15 protein-coding genes are annotated in these 18815 nt (G+C 63.3%); 9 read left to right on the top strand and 6 right to left on the bottom strand.

The window, feature by feature from the left end; genetic code table 11:
- The first annotated feature begins 103 nt into the window (after window positions 1-103).
- Window positions 104-1528: a hypothetical protein gene (locus GCN74_RS15965; protein ID WP_152257592.1), complete on the top strand. Its 1425-nt coding sequence runs from the start codon at window positions 104-106 to the stop codon at window positions 1526-1528.
- Here the strand turns inward: GCN74_RS15965 and GCN74_RS15960 are convergent.
- Window positions 1465-2085, bottom strand: a complete 621-nt coding sequence (locus tag GCN74_RS15960; RefSeq protein WP_226939074.1) for a LysE family translocator — start codon at window positions 2083-2085, stop codon at window positions 1465-1467. The genes GCN74_RS15965 and GCN74_RS15960 overlap by 64 nt on opposite strands.
- Before the next feature lie 153 nt (window positions 2086-2238).
- On the opposite strand from GCN74_RS15960, the gene GCN74_RS15955 reads away from it, so the two are divergent.
- The 4 genes from GCN74_RS15955 (at window position 2239) to GCN74_RS15940 (ending at window position 4810) form a co-directional block, all read left to right on the top strand.
- Window positions 2239-2721: an Lrp/AsnC family transcriptional regulator gene (locus GCN74_RS15955; RefSeq protein WP_034752896.1), complete on the top strand. Its 483-nt coding sequence runs from the start codon at window positions 2239-2241 to the stop codon at window positions 2719-2721.
- Window positions 2722-2800: 79 nt separating this feature from the next.
- Entirely contained in the window at window positions 2801-3757 is a 957-nt protein-coding gene (gene pip / locus GCN74_RS15950) for a prolyl aminopeptidase (RefSeq protein ID WP_152257591.1), read from the top strand.
- Between the two features lie 112 nt (window positions 3758-3869).
- A complete protein-coding gene (locus tag GCN74_RS15945; protein WP_152257590.1) occupies window positions 3870-4310 on the top strand; it encodes a DUF2721 domain-containing protein in 441 nt (146 codons plus the stop codon).
- A 44-nt stretch (window positions 4311-4354) separates the two neighbouring features.
- A complete protein-coding gene (locus GCN74_RS15940; RefSeq protein WP_152257589.1) occupies window positions 4355-4810 on the top strand; it encodes a hypothetical protein in 456 nt (151 codons plus the stop codon).
- A gap of 1 nt (window position 4811) precedes the next feature.
- Here the strand turns inward: GCN74_RS15940 and GCN74_RS15935 are convergent, their stop codons facing one another.
- Window positions 4812-5399, bottom strand: coding sequence for an SRPBCC family protein (locus GCN74_RS15935; protein ID WP_226939073.1), 588 nt, complete (start codon window positions 5397-5399; stop codon window positions 4812-4814).
- Window positions 5400-5558: 159 nt separating this feature from the next.
- Here GCN74_RS15935 and GCN74_RS15930 point away from each other — a divergent pair, with 159 nt between their 5' ends.
- The gene (locus GCN74_RS15930; protein ID WP_152257588.1) at window positions 5559-7604 is read left to right on the top strand and encodes an NADPH-dependent 2,4-dienoyl-CoA reductase; all 2046 of its coding nucleotides are present in this window, start codon (window positions 5559-5561) and stop codon (window positions 7602-7604) included.
- Window positions 7605-7718: 114 nt separating this feature from the next.
- On the opposite strand, the gene ybaL is transcribed toward GCN74_RS15930, so the two are convergent.
- The 3 genes from ybaL to GCN74_RS15915 all read right to left on the bottom strand — a co-directional run bounded on the left by ybaL (window position 7719) and on the right by GCN74_RS15915 (window position 12391).
- Window positions 7719-9428, bottom strand: a complete 1710-nt coding sequence (gene ybaL / locus GCN74_RS15925) for a YbaL family putative K(+) efflux transporter (protein WP_152257587.1) — start codon at window positions 9426-9428, stop codon at window positions 7719-7721.
- 213 nt (window positions 9429-9641) lie between these two features.
- Window positions 9642-10763 carry a beta-ketoacyl-ACP synthase III gene (locus GCN74_RS15920; protein WP_152257586.1) on the bottom strand — a complete coding sequence of 374 codons (1122 nt, stop codon included), beginning with the start codon at window positions 10761-10763 and terminating at the stop codon, window positions 9642-9644.
- Window positions 10764-10948: 185 nt separating this feature from the next.
- The gene (locus tag GCN74_RS15915; RefSeq protein ID WP_152257585.1) at window positions 10949-12391 is read right to left on the bottom strand and encodes a S41 family peptidase; all 1443 of its coding nucleotides are present in this window, start codon (window positions 12389-12391) and stop codon (window positions 10949-10951) included.
- A gap of 324 nt (window positions 12392-12715) precedes the next feature.
- Here GCN74_RS15915 and GCN74_RS15910 point away from each other — a divergent pair, with 324 nt between their 5' ends.
- The 3 genes from GCN74_RS15910 to GCN74_RS15900 all read left to right on the top strand — a co-directional run bounded on the left by GCN74_RS15910 (window position 12716) and on the right by GCN74_RS15900 (window position 17789).
- Window positions 12716-13300 carry a hypothetical protein gene (locus tag GCN74_RS15910; protein ID WP_152257584.1) on the top strand — a complete coding sequence of 195 codons (585 nt, stop codon included), beginning with the start codon at window positions 12716-12718 and terminating at the stop codon, window positions 13298-13300.
- Window positions 13301-13454: 154 nt separating this feature from the next.
- Window positions 13455-15539 (top strand): M13 family metallopeptidase, encoded by a 2085-nt coding sequence (locus GCN74_RS15905; RefSeq protein ID WP_193317110.1) that lies wholly within the window; start codon window positions 13455-13457, stop codon window positions 15537-15539.
- A 183-nt stretch (window positions 15540-15722) separates the two neighbouring features.
- Window positions 15723-17789: a M13 family metallopeptidase gene (locus tag GCN74_RS15900; protein WP_152257583.1), complete on the top strand. Its 2067-nt coding sequence runs from the start codon at window positions 15723-15725 to the stop codon at window positions 17787-17789.
- 292 nt (window positions 17790-18081) lie between these two features.
- Here GCN74_RS15900 and GCN74_RS15895 read toward each other — a convergent pair whose 3' ends face one another.
- Window positions 18082-18645 (bottom strand): c-type cytochrome, encoded by a 564-nt coding sequence (locus GCN74_RS15895; protein ID WP_099665866.1) that lies wholly within the window; start codon window positions 18643-18645, stop codon window positions 18082-18084.
- Window positions 18646-18815: the final 170 nt, after the last annotated feature.

The raw sequence follows: 18815 nt of genomic DNA, 5'->3' as shown, positions 1-18815 counted from the left end.
AACAAAAAAGACAGCTGCGGCTGTCTTTTTTTATGCTGGCGAGCAAAACGGGACCAGCGCGTGCTTTGCCTTAGAATCAGCATTTCTCCATTGCATCATCTCCATGACTCTTCTTCCCGCCTTGCGCCGCGCCAGCGTGCTGGCCTTCCTTCTCCTGGGCACGTCCGCCGTCCAGGCCAGCGTCGCGTTCCACGTCACGGTGATTAGCGAGCGCGTCAACAAGCCCGGCGTGAAAACCAGCCTGCCCGCGCGCGATACGCAGGACAGCGATGTCGTGCTGGGCCCGCATTACCTGAGCGTGCGCGATGGCCGGCGCCTGTCCGTGCTCGACTTTGCCACGCGCCGCCGCTACGCAATCGATACGGCGGCGGGAACCTATGACAGTTACTCGCTGTTCGATGCCGTGGGCTTTCGCGCCGTCGAACTGCGCCACCGGCAGGGCATGGCCGGCATCCTGACGGCCGGCAAGCTGGAACAGCATGCGGCCTTGCTCGTGTACGAGGAACAGGCCTTGTCGCTACTGGCCGGCAAGCGGCGTGGCCCGCTGCTGCCGCAGGTGCTCGACGGCGCCGTGCTGTGGTCGCTCGACGGGCAGCCCCTGCTGCGCCTGGGGATAGCCGGCAGCCCCGTCAGCGGCGACGACGCCACGGCGTTTGCCCAGTATCTGCGCTACACCTGGGGCGGCCACCCGCTGGTGCTGAAGATGCTGGCCGGTGGCAAGCGCATTCCCGCCCAGTTCACCTTGCATTACCAGGAGGTGGGCGGCACGGTCGCGCGCCATTTCCGCATCGGCGCCATGACGGCGGAGGCGCCCGCCGCTTACACGCTGGCCGCCTACCGGCCCCGCCCGCTGGCGGCCGATGCGCCCCCGCTCGAGCGCGTGCTGGCGCAGGCGGCGACGCTGCCGCCGCTGGGGCCCCAGGCGCCTCCGGCGCTGCGGGCCGAGGCGGAAAAGCTCTTTGCGGCAGAGCAACCATTTGACGCTTTCCTGAGCATGCTGGAAGACCATTTTTCCACGGGCGCGCTGGTGGAGAAACTGACGCCCCGGCAGCAGCTGGCCATGCAGCAATGCCAGCCCATCCACGACTTGACGCGGGGGCTGCAGGCCAAGGACCAGGAAGGCATCGCGGCCGCGCTGGCCACCGTGCAGGAATTAAGGACGCAGACGGGGCTGGAGCAGCCTGTATTGGCCTTGTTCGAAGGAAATCTGCGCGCCAAGCTGGGGCAGTGGCCGGCAGCGACGGCCCTGTATCTGCAAGTGCTGCAAGCCAGGCCCCACATGGCGGCCGTGTACCAGGATCTGGGCGACGCCTTGCTGGCGCAGTTCGATGCGCCAAATGCGTGGCGCAGCTGGGATGCGGGCCGGGCCATGGCGCCCACGCTGCGGCAATTTCGCAAGGTCAACGATCTGGAGGCCCGCTTGCTGAGCGATTATCCCGCTTTCTTTGCCGGCGGTATGGCAGTTCAGCCCAGCACCAGCCGTCCGGCCAGCAGCACGAAGACGGAGGGCAGCACGAACTTGCCGTAAGGCGAAGGTTTGCCCCGCAGGCGGCGTGCCAGGCGCGCGGCCAGCATGGCGTACACGGCGTCGAACAGCAGACCCACCAGCACCAGGGTGGCACCCAGGCGCAGGTATTGCATGCCGACACTGTCGCTGCCGGTGACGAACTGCGGTAAAAACATGCTGCAAAACAGCAGTGCCTTTGGATTGAGCAGATTCGTCAGGAAGCCGCGCACCAGGCTGGCGCGGGCGCTGTGCGCCGTGGCGGGCGTCTGCGCTTCGGCCGCCGCGCTTTTCGACAGGGCCGACTGCAGCAGGCGCAGCGCCAGGTACAACAGGTAGGCGGCGCCCGCCCATTTGACCCACTGCAAGGCTTGCGGATGCGTCACCATCAGCGCCGCCAGGCCCGCGCCCGACAGCGCCACGTGCACGGCGCGCGCGCCGGCGATGCCCACTGCCGTCACCAGTGCCGTGGCCACGCCGCGCGCGGCGCCCGTGGCCAGCACCAGCGCCATGTCGGGGCCAGGTAATAAAAAGGCGCCAGCCAGTGCCAGCAGGTACATCAGGAAGGTAGAATCGGACATGGGCCAGTCGACAAGAAAAGCGGGAGCATGCGCACGGTGCAGCCTGCTCGCCGGGCCCCATTATGTTCCTGCCGTGATGAAATGTGCTTGCTTTTCCTGCCCTGCATGCCCTAGTATTCGGGTAGATTCCACTCCCATAAAAACAAAAATTAGATGAAAATTTCAGAAGTTAGCCTCGACGCCACCGATTTGCAGATACTCAGGCTGTTGCAGGATGAAGGAAGGCTGTCGAATGCGCGTCTGGCCGAGCGCTTGAAGCTCAGCGAAACCCCCGTGTGGCGCCGCTTGCGCCGCCTGGAAGAGGAGGGGTTTATTACCGGCTACCAGGCTTTGCTCAATCGCAAGAAGCTGGGCATCGGCCTGGTGGCGTTCGTGCGGGTCGTGTTTGCCAACCATGGCGGCGAGCAGCCTTCGCAGTTCGAGCAAGCCATCGCGACGATCCCAGAAATTTTGTCGTGCCACAATGTGGCGGGCGAAGCCGATTACTTCCTGCAAGTGGTGGCGCGCGACCTGGAAGCGTATGGCGAATTTGTCTCGACCGTGCTGCGCCGCCTGCCCGGCGTGGCGGAAATCCAGTCCAGCCTGTCGATGCGCGAAATCAAGTCGTCGAACCGCCTGCCCTTGCTGCTGGCCTGAGCCGGCGGGGGCGCACTATAATTGGAACAGTTGCCAGGCACGCAGTGCCTGGCGCCCTGACCGTATCTAGAGGACCGCCATGCCCGATTCCCTGACTCCCCTGTTTCCCGCCCTGTCGCCGAACCGGCACGGCATGCTGGCGGTCGATGACATCCACACCATTTACTGGGAAGAGTGCGGCAATCCCGACGGCATTCCCGTGCTGTTCCTGCATGGCGGCCCCGGCGCGGGCCTGTCGCCGCAGCACCGCCGCTTCTTCGACCCGCAGCGCTACCGCGTGATCCTGTTCGACCAGCGCGGCGCGGGCAAGTCCACGCCGCTGGGCGAATGGCGCAACAACACGACGCAGCTGCTGATTGAGGACATCGAACGCTTGCGCGCCCAGTTCGGCATCACCCAATGGCTGGTGTTCGGCGGTTCCTGGGGCTCGACCCTGGCGCTCGCGTATGGCCAGGCGCATCCCGAAGCCTGTCTCGGCTTCGTGCTGCGCGGCATTTTCCTGTGCACGCAGGCGGAAATCGACTGGTTCATCGATGGCGTGCGCTGGTTCTATCCGGAACTGTATGAGGAATTCGCCGCGCCCATCCCGGCAGAGGAGCGGGGCGACTTGCTGGCGGCCTACGTGAAACGCATCCTCAGCAGCGATCCCGCCGTGTACTGGCCGGCCGCGCGCGCCTGGAGCCGCTTCGAGGGGCGCCGCGTCTACCTGATGCCGCAACCGGAAGATGCGCCGAACGATGCGCTGGACCTGGGCGTGGGCCGGCTCGAATCGCATTACATGGCCAACCTGGGTTTTTTCGAGGAAGACCAGCTGATACGCAACATGGCGCGCATCGCGCATTTGCCGGCCGTCATCGTGCAGGGACGTTACGACGCCATCTGCCCGCCGCTGTCGGCCTATCGCCTGCAGCAAGCCTGGCCCGGCGCGCAGCTGGACATGATCCCGGACGCGGGCCATGGCGCGCTCGAGCACGGCATCGCTTCGGCGCTGGTGCGTGCCACCGAGCGCTTCGTGCCGGGGCGCGGCTTCGCATGATCTTGCAACACGCCGGTTGGCAAAGGGGCCAGCCGGCGTGCGCCACCTGCTACACTATGGCCTGTGCTGGCGCCAAGGTCGGGCGCCGGTGTGAACCCACGACTTTTTATCCATGAACATACAGATCGGCGACATCGGCCATATCATCCAGCTGGCGATTGCGCCGGTTTTCCTGTTGACCGGTATCGGCACCATGCTGGTGGTGCTGACGAACCGCCTGGGCCGCATCATCGACCGCACGCGCGTGCTGGAAGACCGGCTCGACATCGGCTACAACGATTTCTATATGGATGAGCTAGATACCCTGTATCGGCGCACCCATCTGATCAATTATTCGATTTCGCTCAGCACGGCCTGCGGCTTCTTTGTCTGCGTCATCATCGCCATGCTGTTTTTGGGCGACATCCTGAACCTGACCCTGGATAAATACATCGCGGCCTTCTTTGTGCTGGCCGTGGTTTGCCTGATCGGCTGTTTTATTTATTTATTGCGCGAAATTTACCTGGCCGCGACGGCCCAGCGCATCCGGCGCCATATCCGCCCGCCCCGCTAGGCGGCGCGCGCCGGCTTACCCTACTATTGAAGAACGAGTCCAGCATGCACGATTACAAACGTCCCCCCACCCTGCACCGCTACGGCCAGCGCAGCGAACTCGAGCTGGCGCTGAGCCTGGGCCAGTTCCGCCTGGTACCAGCGGGCAATTGTCTGACCCTGAGCTTTTCGCAAGTATGGGACAAGCAACTGTTCGACCTGTTCGCCCCGGCCGACGCCTGTCTGATCATCCACAATACGGAAGAATTCGGCGAACGCCTGCACCGCGCCGTGCAGCGCACCTTGCCCAGCTGGGCCGGCATCGATGGCCTGGTCGAATATGGCCAGCGCGCCGCCCTGGGCGCCGCCTTCACCAAGACGCGCGCCGAAGCGCCGGAGCAGGAATGGCTGTTCGCCTGGCGCTCGATGCAGCCGCAGGCCAGCCTGAACCCCGTCACCGTGAAGCTGGGCAGCCTGGAAAACTTCGCGGAAATCCGCGACCGCGATACCTACCTGGCGTAGTTCAGCCGGATTTTTCCGCGTGCTGGCTGTCGATGCGGGTGAGCACGGCGGCCATCATGCGCTCGATATCGCCGCGTATCATGGTCGTGCCCAGCATGCCGGGCACATAGAAGCCCGGCATCAGCCGGCTGGAAAAGACGATGCGCGTGCCGCCCGTCTCGGGGATCGGATACAGATTCCAGCGCGATTCGTAGTGCCGCATGTCGCCGGAGATCAGGGCGATGTCGATGGCCGTGAACGGCGTTTCCGTGGCCCGCACCACCAGGTGGATGGGGTGGTTCATGAACAGGAAGCGCGCCATGCCCTGCTGCTCGATGATGACTTCATTGCCGTTGCGCGACAGCACGCGGCAGGAGCTCAAGTCCGGCACGAATTCATTCATGCGCTCGTAGGTGGTCAGGGTCTTCCAGACGGAGGCCGGCGGCGCCTGCACGCTGCCGCTGGCATCGACTTCATACATGCGCTGCCCGTCGACCTCGATGCGCTTGACGTCGACCTTGAGCTTGTCCAGCCGCAGTGCCTGCGCCTGCGCCAGCACGGTAGCGGGGAGGGCGCACAGCATCAGCAGGCAGAGGAAGAGTCGCGTCATGCCACCTAGCCTACGGGAAAGTACCGCGCGGCACAAGCTGTACGCATCGCCGGCCCGTGCGGCGGGCGATTTAGAACTCCCGGTCTAGAGAAATACGCTGCGGCGGCCCGCAATGCTTGTTACCGTACGGCCTGCATACCATCTTCTATCGGACCGACCATGACTGCCTATCCCCACCTGCTGGCCCCGCTCGACCTGGGCTTCACCACCTTGCGCAACAGAGTCATCATGGGGTCCATGCACACGGGCCTGGAAGACCGTTTTTATCATTATGGCAAGCTGGCCGCGTTTTACCGCGAGCGGGCGCGGGGCGGCGTGGGGCTGATCGTCACGGGCGGCATTTCGCCGAACCGCCAGGGCTGGCTGCTGCCGTTCGGCGGCACCCTCAATTTCCTCGGCGACGTGCCGAACCACCGCAAGGTGACGCGTGCCGTGCACGAGGAGGGCGGCAAGATCGTCATGCAGATCCTGCATGCGGGCCGCTATGGCTATCAGCCCTTCGTCGTCTCGGCGTCGGCCAAGAAATCGCCGATCTCCCCGTTCCGCCCCCGTCCCTTGAGCGAACGGGGCATCGAGCGCACGATCTGCGACTACGTGCGCTGCGCGCGCCTGGCGCACAAGGCCGGCTACGACGGCATCGAAGTGATGGGCAGCGAAGGCTATCTGCTGAACCAGTTCCTGTGCGCGCGCACCAACCTGCGCCAGGACCGCTGGGGCGGCAGCATCGAGAACCGCATGCGCCTGCCCGTGGAGATCGTGCGCCGCATCCGCGCCGCCGTCGGCCCCGACTTCATCATCATGTACCGCCATTCGCTGCTCGATCTGGTCGAGGGCGGCAATACCTGGGACGACGTGGTGGCGGTGGCCAAGGCCCTGGAGCAGGCGGGCGTGACGATTCTCAACACGGGCTTCGGCTGGCATGAGGCGCGCGTGCCCACCATCGTCACCTCGGTGCCGCGCGCCGCCTTTGCCAGCGTGGCGGGCCGGCTGCGCCGCGAAGTGAGTATTCCCGTGGTGGCGTCGAACCGCATCAACATGCCGCACGAAGCCAATGCCATCCTGGAGCGGGGCGACTGCGACCTGGTGTCGATGGCGCGCCCGTTCCTGGCCGACCCGTTCTTTGTCGCCAAGGCGGCAGCGGGCCGCGCCGACGAGATCAATACCTGCATCGGCTGCAACCAGGCGTGCCTGGACCACACGTTCGCCAACAAGCGCGCCAGCTGCCTGGTCAACCCGCGCGCCTGCCATGAAACGGAACTCGTGTACGCGACCAAGGCCGTGCCGCGCCGGGTGGCCGTCGTCGGCGCCGGCCCCGCCGGCCTGTCCGCCGCCACCGTGGCCGCCGAATGCGGGCACGAGGTGACCCTGTTCGACAGCAGCGACAGCGTGGGCGGCCAGTTCAAGGTGGCCATGCAGATACCGGGCAAGGAAGAATTCACGGAAACCATCCGCTATTTTGCCCGCCGCATCGCCTTGTCGAATATCAAGCTGCGCCTGGGCCAGCGCGTCACGCGCGAGCAATTGCTGGCCGGCGGCTACGACGACGTGATCGTCGCCACGGGCATCAAGGTGCGCCTGCCGGCCATTCCCGGCATCGACCACCCGAAGGTGCTGTCGTATCTGGACGTGCTGCAGGAGAAGAAGCCCGTGGGCGCGCGCGTGGCCATCATCGGCGCGGGCGGCATCGGCTTCGACGTGGGCGAGTATTTGCTGCACGACCCGGCGCACCCGCTGCCGCAACCCGTGGCCACGTGGGCGGGCGAGTGGGGCGTGGACCTGGATGCGGCCACCGGCGGCGGCCTGGTGCCGCCCGTGGCGCCGGATCCCGTGCGGCAGATTTTCCTGTTGCAGCGCAAGACGTCGAAGGTGGGCGCGGGCCTGGGCAAGACGTCGGGCTGGGTGCACCGGGCGGCGCTGGCGAGAAATGGCGTGGCCATGCTGGCCGGCGTGACCTACGACAAGATCGACGGGCAGGGCTTGCACATCACGGTGGGCGGCGAGCAGCGCCTGCTGGCCGTGGACAACGTGGTCATCTGCGCGGGCCAGGACAGTTTGACGGAACTCATGCCGCCCGTGGACAAGGATGGCAAGCCCCTGCAGGCGGGCGGCCCCCGTTTCCACAAGATCGGCGGCGCCGCGCTGGCGGCGGAACTCGATGCCAAGCGGGCGATACGGGAAGGGGCGGAGCTGGCCGCCAGTTTGTAAATTGAGGGCTGGGGTCAGACCCGACGGGGGGATGCGCCCCAGTGGGGCACATCCCGATCCCGCAGGGACCGACCCCGGCATTTGCATGGGCTAGCGGTTCGGCATCAAGGAACCTTAATGGCCATGCCCCTTCTTCGCCGCATCAAAGCTCTGCAGTACGTGCTCGGCCATGCCATTCGCCAGTTCGTGCTCGCCGATAAACACCTTGCCCGCGTTTTCCGCGCGCAGCAATTCCGCCTCTTCCTCGCTGTGCGTGCGCACCACCGTCATGATGGCGGGGTTGAGCGCGCGCGCCGTCTCGATCATGGCGCGCACGTGGAAGGTGTCCGGCGTGGCGATGACGAGCATGGTGGCGTGCGTGATGTGCGCCTGGATCAGCACGGCCGGTTCGCCCGCATTGCCGGCCACGGCCGGAATGCCCTGCTTGCGCAGCTGGTCGACGATTTCGCGGTTTTCCTCGGCCACGACGAAGTGGATGCCCCGTTCCATCAGGGCGGCGGCGATGCGACGGCCCACCCGGCCGTAGCCGACCAGCACGATCTGGCCCGACAGCTTTTCCTGCGGCACCGTCATCGGCAGCTCGGCCAGCGGGTCGGTCGTGCGTTCGAACTTGCGGGCAAAATCGCTGTTGCTCATCACGCGCAGCAGCGGCTTGGCCATGCTGAACACGACGGGGTTGAGGGCGATGGACAGGATGGCGCCGGCCAGGATCAGGCTTTGCCCTTCCTGCGGCATCAGGCCCAGCGACAGGCCCAGGGCGGCCAGAATGAACGAGAATTCGCCGATCTGCGCCAGGCTGGCCGAGACGATGATGGCCGTTTTCGGCGGATAGCGTAGGGCCATCACCAGCAGGAAGGCGGCGATCGACTTGCCGAAGATAATGATGGCGCACACGGCCAGCACTTGCAGGGGCTTGTCGATGAGGATGTTCGGCTCGAACAGCATGCCGACGGAAACAAAGAACAGCACGGCAAACGCGTCGCGCAGGGGCAGCGACTCTTCCGCGGCGCGGTGGCTGAGTTCGGATTCGCGCAGCACCATGCCGGCAAAGAAGGCGCCCAGGGCAAACGACACGCCGAACAGCTTGGTGGAAGCGTAGGCGATGCCGACGGCGGCGGCGATCACGCACAGGGTAAACAGTTCGCGCGAACCGGTGCGCGCCACTTGCCACAGGATCCACGGGAACAGCTTGCGGCCCACGACCAGCATGAAGACGATGAAACCGGCCACTTGCCCCAGGGTCACGGCCAGGGTTTGCCACAGGCTGACGGCTTCGGCGCCAGGGGCGACCTTGCCGCCCAGCGCGCCGGCAAACGCGGGCAGCAGCACCAGGACCAGCACGGTGACGAGGTCTTCCACCACCAGCCAGCCGACGGCGATGCGGCCATTCAGGGAATCGAGGATGCCCCGTTCTTCCAGCGCGCGCAGCAGCACCACGGTACTGGCGACGGACAGGGCCAGGCCAAAGATCAGTCCGCCACCGAGGGTCCAGCCCCACCAGTGGGCCAGGCCCATGCCCATCGCCGTGGCGACGGCGATCTGCAGGATGGCGCCGGGCAGCGCAATCTTGCGCACGTCCCATAGATCTTCGATGGAAAAGTGCAGGCCGACACCGAACATCATCAGCATCACCCCGATTTCCGCCAATTGCCCGGCTATTTCCGCATCTGCCACAAAACCGGGCGTGGCCGGTCCGATGATGATGCCGGCGGCCAGATAGCCGACCAATGCCGGCAGTTTCAGGCGCGCGGCGATGAAGCCGAAGATGAGGCCGAACCCGAGGGCGGCGGCAATGGTGGTGATCAGGCTGATGTCATGGGGCATGCGTGTGGGGTTCCTTATGGCGAGAGAAAAGATGTTGCTCAGCGGCTAAGTATAAACGCATCAAAGCCCTTGCCGGAAAATTTCCTGCGGCTTTATTGCAAAAAACCTGTGCTATATCTTCGTTCAGGTGGCTGCGAACGCATGCCTAACCACCTGGAACTGCGCCTAATTCAAGGAATCAGGCGATTCTACCGCAGGATGTTCCCGTCCGGCTCACAGCTTGCGCACGACCACGCAGCCGATGGAATAGCCGGCGCCGAACGAGCAGATGACGCCCATGGCGCCTGCCGCCATGTCATCCTGATACTTATGGAAGGCGATGATGGAACCGGCCGACGAGGTGTTGGCGTAGGTGTCGAGGATCACGGGCGCTTCGTTCGCTTCCGCGTCGCGGCCCAGGATCAGGCGCGCGATCAGCAGATTCATGTTCAGGTTGGCCTGGTGCAGCCAGTAGCGGCTCACTTGCGCCACTTCCACGCCGGCCTTGGCCAGCGTCGCCTTGATCATCTCGGCCGCCATCGGGCACACTTCCTTGAAGACCTTGCGGCCTTGTTGGCGGAACAGTTTGTCGGCCTTGCCCACGCCGGACTCGTCGAAACGGTTGAGGAAGCCGAAATTGTTGCGGATGGCATTCGAGAAGCGCGTTTTCAGTTCCGTGCCGATGATCTCGAACTGGTGCTGCGAGACGGCCGTGTCTTTCGCTTCGACGATGATGGCCGTGCAGGCGTCGCCAAAGATGAAATGGCTGTCGCGGTCGCGCCAGTTCAGGTGGCCGCTGGTGATTTCGGGATTGAGGACCAGCACGGCGCGCGCCTGGCCGCTTTGCACGGCGGCCACGGCTTGCTGGATGCCGAAGGTGGCGGACGAACACGCCACGTTCATGTCAAAGCCATACCCGTCGATGCCCAGCGCATCCTGCACTTCCACGGCCATGGCCGGGTAGGCGCGCTGCATATTGCTGCAAGCTACGAGCACCATGTCGATGTCGGCCGGCGTGCGGCCCGCGCGCGCCAGCGCGTCATGCGCGGCAGCGACGGCCATTTCCGCCTGCAAGGACAGTTCGTCATCGCCCCGTTCCGCGATGCGCGAGACCATGCGCGCCGGGTCGAGGATGCCTTCCTTTTCCATCACGAAGCGCGACTTGATGCCGGAGGCCTTTTCGATGAAGGCCACGCTCGACAGGTCCAGCGCCGTGACGGTGCCCGCGGCGATCGCGTCGGCATTGTCGGCATTGAACTTTTCCGCGTAGGCATTGAAGCAGGCGACCAGCTCTTCGTTGGAGATCGAAAATGGCGGCGTGTACAGTCCGGTACCGCTGATGACGACTTGTTTCATGATTAAACTTTCAAATTTGGCAATCGGCGCGGCGCCGATAAGTGAAGCAAATTTTACACAAACAGGCTCGACTGTAGAGAGTTTCGTGTTGCGGGGAGGGGGAAGTGTGGCGGAAGATTGATTTTTGTCGCGTGGACGGTTGCCGGGGGGCATTACGCCCCCCGCGATTCTGCTGGCGCTGCTGCTTACTTCTTCTGTTCTTTCTTGACGTCGGCCTGCACGACCACCGGTTCGGCCTTGGCCAGCTGCACGGGCAGACCCTTCAGGTGGTTCAGCGCCTGGTGCAGCTGGAAATCGTCCTGGCTGCCGAATTCCAGCGGCTTGCGGGTCTTTTCCAGCGCAATGATGCGCAATTGTTCTTCCATCTCGTCGTTGACGGGGGCGGCCTTGGCGCTTTCCTTGTCGCGGTCGTTGCTCAGGTGCTTGGAGAGGTCCGCTTCGCGGATGCGCAAGCCGTTCAAGCCGTCGCCGTCCGCATTTTCATCGACCAGCAGGTCCGGCACGATGCCCTTGGCCTGGATCGAGCGGCCATTCGGCGTGTAGTAGCGGGCCGTCGTCAGCTTGACGGCCGTGTCGGCCGTCAGCTGGCGGATGGTTTGCACGGAACCCTTGCCGAAGGTTTGCGTGCCGATGATGGTGGCGCGCTTGTAATCCTGCAGGGCGCCGGCGACGATTTCCGAGGCCGAGGCCGAACCCGTGTTGACGAGCACCACCAGCGGCACTTTCTTGATAGCGGCCGGCAATTTCGCCAGCGCGTCGCCTTCCGAGCGGAACGTATAGTACTCGGCGCGGCCGTAGAACACCTGTTTCGAGTCCGGCAGCTGGCCGTTGGTCGAGACGATGGCCGAATCCTTCGGCAGGAAGGCGGCCGAGACGCCGATGGCGCCCTGCAGCACGCCGCCCGGATCGTTGCGCAGGTCCAGCACCATGCCCTTGATGTTCGGGTCTTGCTGGTACAGGGCCGTGATCTGCGCGGCCATGTCGTCGACGGTCGGTTCCTGGAATTGCGACACGCGCAGCCAGGCGTAGCCCGGCTCGACCATCTTCGCCTTCACGCTTTTCTGGTGGATTTCCTCGCGCGTGATGGTGAAGGCCAGCGGCTGCGGTTCATCCTTGCGGGCAATGGTCAGCGACACCTTGGTGCCCGGTTCGCCGCGCATGCGCTTGACGCTGTCGTCCAGGCTGACGCCTTTCACGGGTTGGCCGTCCAGGCGGGTGATCAGATCGCCGGCCTTGATGCCGGCGCGGTAGGCGGGCGAATCCTCGATGGGCGAGACGATCTTGATGTAGCCGTCTTCGCTCAGGCCGATTTCGATGCCCAGGCCGACAAACTTGCCTTCCGAGCCTTCGCGCAGCTCGGCGTAGGCTTTCTTGTCCAGGTAGGCGGAATGGGGGTCGAGCGAGGCGACCATGCCGGAAATGGCTTCTTCCAGCAGTTTCTTGTCTTCCACCGGTTCGACGTAATCGGACTTGATCAGGCCAAACACATCGGCCAGCTGGCGCAGTTCTTCCAGCGGCAGGGGCGGCTCGACGGATTTTTGCGCCATGGCGGAAAATTGCAGCGACACGGCGACGCCGGCCACCACGCCCAGGCCGATCAAGCCGGTATTTTTGAGTTTGCCCATCATTGCACCTTTGCAGCTAGCGTGTCTTGCACAAGCGCCAGTCCCCGTGGAGCGGCGCTTTTCTGAAAGTATAGACCTGAATCTCTGCCGGTGTGGGCCGGCCGTGGAAAAAGCGTACCTGGGCCCAGTCTACGCGCGAAAACGGGGCGGCCAGCTTGCCATATGTTGCGGCTTTGTATGCGATGTATAGTTGCTCTTGAGGGGAGTAAGCATTTGTAAGAGTCGAAAAAAAGCGTGTGCGGCGGCCCTATAGTGGATGCGCATTCTCGACCCGAAGTGGTTTTGCCTGCGTCTGCGGACGCAGGCTTTTTTTTATCCGGAGCCCCCATGACCTCGTTGAACTTACTCCCCGCCGTGCGCCGTCTGGGCCTGGCCTTGCTGCTGGGCACCACCGCCTTGACCGCCACGGCCGTGCCGCTTGCCGACATGCGCCTGGAAGACTTGCTGCCGATGGCGCCCGATTTCAGGACGGAATTGAAACTCAATGCGAATCAAACCACCTTGTGGCAGCAGGTGGAAGGAAAATCGCGTCAACTCTTGCGAGAACGCAAGGCGCGCCGCGAACGCCTGCAGGCGGCGGTGACGCAGGGCTTGCAGGCGCCCCGGCTGGAGCTGCGCGACCTGCTCGCCGGCATGGACAATGAAAGCACCGTGAGCCTGGCCGAAGAAAAGCAGCTGCGCGAGTGGTGGCTGAGCGTCAACGATGCCCTGGATGAGCACCAGCGCCAGATGGTGGCCCAGTTCATCGCCGGCCAGATGGCGCGCGTGATGGACGCCGCCGTGCCCCGCAGCGAGTCGCGCGGCGCGCCAGGTGGCGAGCATGGCGGGCGCAAGGGCGGCAAGGGGGGCATGGGCGGCGCGGGCGTCGGCATGGGCAGCGGCGGCGCGGGCATGACGCTCCCCGGCAATTGACGGGGATAATTGAGGGGCAATTCCGGGGCAGTCCGGGGGCAAGGATGGTCAACAGGCATGGTCGCGTGCTACATTCCTGCAGCGCCTGGCGCGGCGGGCTATCCGCCCGAAGCTATCTGCCCGGTCTTTTTGACATGCCCCATAAGGACAATCCGTGAATCGCTATCTCTTGAGCAGTCTGACCCTGACCCTGTTGGCTGCGTTTGCCCATGCCGCCGAACCGGCATCCGCCGCATCCGCCGTGGCAGCCCCCACCGTGGCGCCAAGCGCCGCGCCTGCCGCCGCCGGCGTCGTTTCCGGCATCGACGTGCAGTACATCGACCCCGCCGTGCGCGTGCAGGACGATTTCTTCACCCATTTGAACGGCAAGTGGCTGGCCACGGCCGAGATTCCTGCCGACAAGTCGAGCTGGGGTTCGTTCGCCAAGCTGCGCGATGACACCACGCCACAGTTGCGCGGCATCATCGAAGCCACGCAACAGGATAAAAACAGGAAGGCCGGTTCCGAAGCGCAGAAGATCGGCGACCTGTACGCCAGCTACATGGATGAAGCCAAGCTCGATGCGCTGGGCACGAAGCCGCTGGCCGGCGAACTGAACCGCATCCGCTCGCTGCGCGACAAGAAGGGCGTGCCCGCCCTGATCGCCCACCTGAGCCAGACGGGCGTGGCCACGCCGTACGCCGTCTACGTGGGCCAGGATGCCCGTGCCTCGACGAAATATGCGGCGTACGTGAGCCAAAGCGGCCTGGGCATGCCCGACCGCGACTACTACCTGGAAGCCAAGCAGGCCGGCGTGAAAGAAAAATACCAGGCGCACGTGGAAAAAATGCTGGCCATGGCCGACGACAAGAACGCCGCCGCCCGCGCCAAGGCTGTCGTGGCGCTGGAAACGGCCCTGGCTGAAGTGCAATGGACCAAGGTCGAGAACCGCGACCCTGTCAAGCGCTACAACAAGACCGACATCAATCAACTGAATGACCTGACCCCCGGCTACGACCTGAAGGCAGGCCTGGCCGCCCAGGGTATCGCCAACAAGGTCGATTACGTCATCGTCAACCAGCCCAGCTACCTGGCCGGCTACAACAAGGTGCTGGCCGCCACGGACCTGGACACCCTGAAAGCGTACTTCGAATGGCAGTTGCTGCGCAGCTATGCCAGCTACCTGTCGAAAAACTTCGTCGACGAAAGCTTTGCCTTCTACGGCACGGTACTGAGCGGCGTGACGGAAAACCAGCCGCGCTGGAAGCGTGGCGTGGGTGCCGTCGAGGGCGTGCTGGGTGAAGCCGTCGGCAAGCTGTACGTGGCGCAGTATTTCCCGGCAGAGCGCAAGGCGCACATGCAGGAACTGGTGAAAAACGTGCTGGCCGCCTACAAGGACAGCATCGACACCCTGGACTGGATGAGCCCGGAAACCAAGAAGGAAGCGCAAGCCAAGCTGGCCAAGTTCACGCCGAAGATCGCGTATCCGAACAAATGGCGCGATTATTCGAAGCTGCAAATCGTGCAGGGCGACCTGGTGGGCAACATGATGCGTGCCGCCAACTTCGGCTCCGCCCGCCAGGTGGCCAAGCTGGGCAAGCCGATCGACCGCGAAGAGTGGGGCATGACGCCGCAAACGGTGAACGCCTATTACAGCTCGACGATGAATGAAATCGTCTTCCCGGCCTCCATCCTGCAGCCGCCGTTCTTCGATGCCAACGCGGACGACGCCGTCAACTATGGCGCCATCGGCGCCGTCATCGGCCATGAAATCAGCCACGGCTTCGACGACAAGGGCAGCCAGTCCGATGGCGACGGCAACCTGCGCGACTGGTGGACGCCGGCCGACCGCAAGAATTTTGCCGCCAAGGCCGACGCGCTGACCAAGCAATATGACGGCTACAGCCCCTTGCCTGGCTACCACGTCAACGGCGCGCTGACCCTGGGCGAAAACATTGCCGACAATTCGGGCGTGGCGATTGCGTATAAAGCGTACAAGATCTCGCTGGGCGGCAAGCCGGCACCCGTGCTCGATGGCCTGACGGGCGACCAGCGCTTCTACATGGGCTTTGGCCAGGTATGGCGCAGCAAGATGCGCGAAGCGCAGCAGATCGTGCAGATCAAGACCGATCCCCATTCGCCGGGCCAGTACCGCGCCAATGGCACCATGGTCAACCAGCCGGGCTTCTACGAAGCGTTTGGCGTGAAACCGGGCGACAAGATGTATGTTGCGCCGGAAAACCGCGTCATCATCTGGTAAGCCCTGTCTTGATGAAAACGTAATCCTGTAGCAACAAAAAAGGCCACCTTGCGTGGTCTTTTTTGCATTCCTGCCAAAGTTCTTTCTGTCGTTTCGGCCGGTATGCTACAGTCAAAAACCGGGCCAGAAGCCCTGGGCCTTCTGACCCTTATGTTTCCACACAATACAATATTGAGGACAACCGTGAATCGTTATTTGTTAAGTGCATTGACCCTGAGTCTGCTGGCTGGCGTGTCCGGCATGGCTGGCGCCGCCGATACTGCCAAGAAAGCCGCTCCCGCCACCGCCACGGCCGCCGCGCTGACGTCCGGCATCGCCATCGAATACGTCGACCCTGCCGTGCGCGCGCAGGATGACCTGTTCCAGCACCTGAATGGCAAATGGCTGGCGGAAACCGTCATTCCTGCCGACAAGTCGAGCTGGGGCAGCTTTGCCAAGCTGGCCGACGATACGCAAACGCAGCTGCGCGGCATCGTCGAAGGCGCGGCCGCCGACAAGGCCCGCGCGGCCGGTTCGAATGCCCAGAAGATCGGTGATTTTTATAACAGCTTCATGGATGAAGCCAAGCTGGAAAGCCTGGGCCTGACGCCGTTGAACGCGGAGCTGGCGAAGATCGCCGCGTTGCAGGACAAGGCCGAGTTGCCGGCCGTGATCGCCCATTTCAGCAAGCTGGGCGTGACCTCGCCTTACGACTTCGGCATCCACCAGGACGCCAAGGACTCCACCAAATACGTGGCCGACATCGTGCAAAGCGGCCTGGGCTTGCCTGACCGCGATTACTACCTGGAAGCCGGCAAGGCCGACACGCGCGCCAAATACCTGGCCCACGTGGAAAAAATGCTCAGTTTGGCCGGCGACGCGAACGCTGCCGCGAATGCCAAAGCCATCCTCGCGCTGGAAACGGAGCTGGCCAAGGCGCAATGGAGCAATGTGCAGAACCGCGACCCCGTCAAGACCTACAACAAGGTGGAACTGGCCAAACTGGCCGCCGTGGCGCCAGGCTATGACTGGGCCCGCTACCTGAAGGATACGGGCATTGCCGGCAAGGTCAATTATGTGATCGTCAGCCAGCCCAGCTACCTGAAAGGCTTTGCCGAGATCGCCAACAAGACGCCGCTGGAAACGTGGAAAGCGTATTTCCAATGGCACTTGCTGCACGCCAACGCCGGCTACCTGCCGAAAGCGTATGTCGATGAAAACTTCGCGTTTTATGGCACCACCCTGACGGGCGTGACGGAAATGCGTCCACGCTGGAAACGCGGCGTGGGTGCCGTCGAAGGCGCACTGGGCGAAGCCGTGGGCCAGCTGTATGTCGAGCAATATTTCCCGGCCGAGCGCAAGGTGCGCATGGAAGCGCTGGTGAAAAACCTGATGACGGCCTACAAGCAAAGCATCGACAAGCTGGACTGGATGAGTCCTGTCACCAAGAAACAGGCGCAAATCAAGCTGGCCAAGTTCACCACCAAGATCGGCTATCCGAACAAATGGCGCGATTACTCGGGCCTGGCGGTGGCGCAGGACGATTTGATCGGCAACATCCAGCGTTCGCACCTGCTCAATTACAACCGCGAATTGAACAAGCTGGGCCAGCCTATCGACCGCGACGAGTGGGGCATGACGCCGCAGACCGTGAACGCCTATTACAACCCTGAACTGAACGAAATCGTCTTCCCGGCTGCCATCCTGCAAGCGCCGTTCTTCGACGCCAACGCGGACGACGCCGTCAACTATGGCGCCATCGGCGGCGTGATCGGCCATGAAATCAGCCACGGCTTCGACGACCAGGGCGCCCAGTACGACGGCGACGGCAACCTGCGCGACTGGTGGACCAAGGCCGACCATAAAAACTTCGCCAAGAAAACCAAGCAGCTGGTGGCGCAGTACAACAGCTTCAGCCCCGTTCCTGGCCACTTCGTCAATGGCGAACTGACCCTGGGCGAAAACATCGCCGACAATTCCGGCGTGGCGATTGCCTACAAAGCGTACAAATTGTCGCTGAACGGCAAGAAAGCGCCTGTCATCGACGGTTTCACGGGCGAGCAGCGCTTCTACGCGGGCTTTGCCCAGGTATGGCGCATGAAGATGCGCGAAGCCCAGCAACTGGTCTTGCTGAAAACGGACCCGCATTCGCCAGGCCAGTTCCGCGCCAACGGCACCATGCGCAACCAGCCAGGCTTCTACCAGGCGTTTGACGTGAAACCGGGCGACAAGATGTATCTGCCACCGAAAGACCGCGTCATCATGTGGTAAGACGCTAAGTAATCCTCGGGAAATTAGCGTGAATTTATGACGAATAGAACCGGATGCTATGCAAGGCGCTCACTGCGACGCAGTGCGAGCACTGCTAGCAGCGAGCAACGCCGCAGAGCGCCGGTTATAGAAGTCAGAAATCACAATAATTTATTGGGGGTTACTTAGTTCCCGGCAGAAGTTGCCAGCCGCCCCGCGCAAGCGGGGCGGCTTTTTTACGTCGTATGATCCGGCACAAACTGCGGGCGAAAAAAAACCGCCCAGAGGGCGGTTCCTTGTGCAGCGTAGCCGCTTACTTGGCAGGCTCTGCGGCTGGAGCGGCGGCGCCGTCAGCGGCTGCGGCCGGCGCCGGCACTTCCGGTTCCTTGAACTTGCCGCCCGAAGCGTTGGCGATGTAGACCACGGCGCGCGCCACTTCCACATCGTCGAGGTCGGGATTGCCGCCCTTGGCCGGCATCGCCCGCAAGCCTTCGATCGCGTGTTTCAGGACCGTATCGTAGCCCTGGGCCAGGCGGGCCGACCAGCTGCCCGCATCGCCAAATTTGGGTGCGCCAGCCACGCCGGCGCCATGGCAGGCCACGCAGGTGGCCGTATAGACGGCTTCGCCGCTTTGCAGCACCTTCGGACCGCTGGCATCCTTGAAGGTAAAGCCGGCATTGGCCACGGGGCTCAGGCGCTCGGCAATGGCTTCCGGCGACTGGCTGTCCGTACCGGCGCCCGTCAGTTTTTGCGCCGTGACGAACTGCACCAGCAAGATGATGCCGATAACGGTGATGAGGAAGAAGCCAGCTACGGCGGCAAGCAATTGTTTAGGCGTTTTGATCGCTGATTGTTGTTCGTTATGTGCGTCGCTCATGATGTCCTTAGTCCAGATTTGAAACTGATGGCCGTGTAAGGTAGCATTTTTACATGCCTGGATGTAAACCTTTATGAAACCCACAATTATAGGCACAAAAATTGAGCAGTGACATGCAATTGCCAGCGATACGACAGTTTCCGTAGACGTAGGTAAAGAAAAACGGTATC

The organism is Janthinobacterium sp. FT14W (assembly GCF_009208755.1).
Classification (GTDB): Bacteria; Pseudomonadota; Gammaproteobacteria; order Burkholderiales; family Burkholderiaceae_D; genus Janthinobacterium; species Janthinobacterium violaceinigrum.
This window is presented reverse-complemented; position numbering and strand designations above follow the sequence as displayed.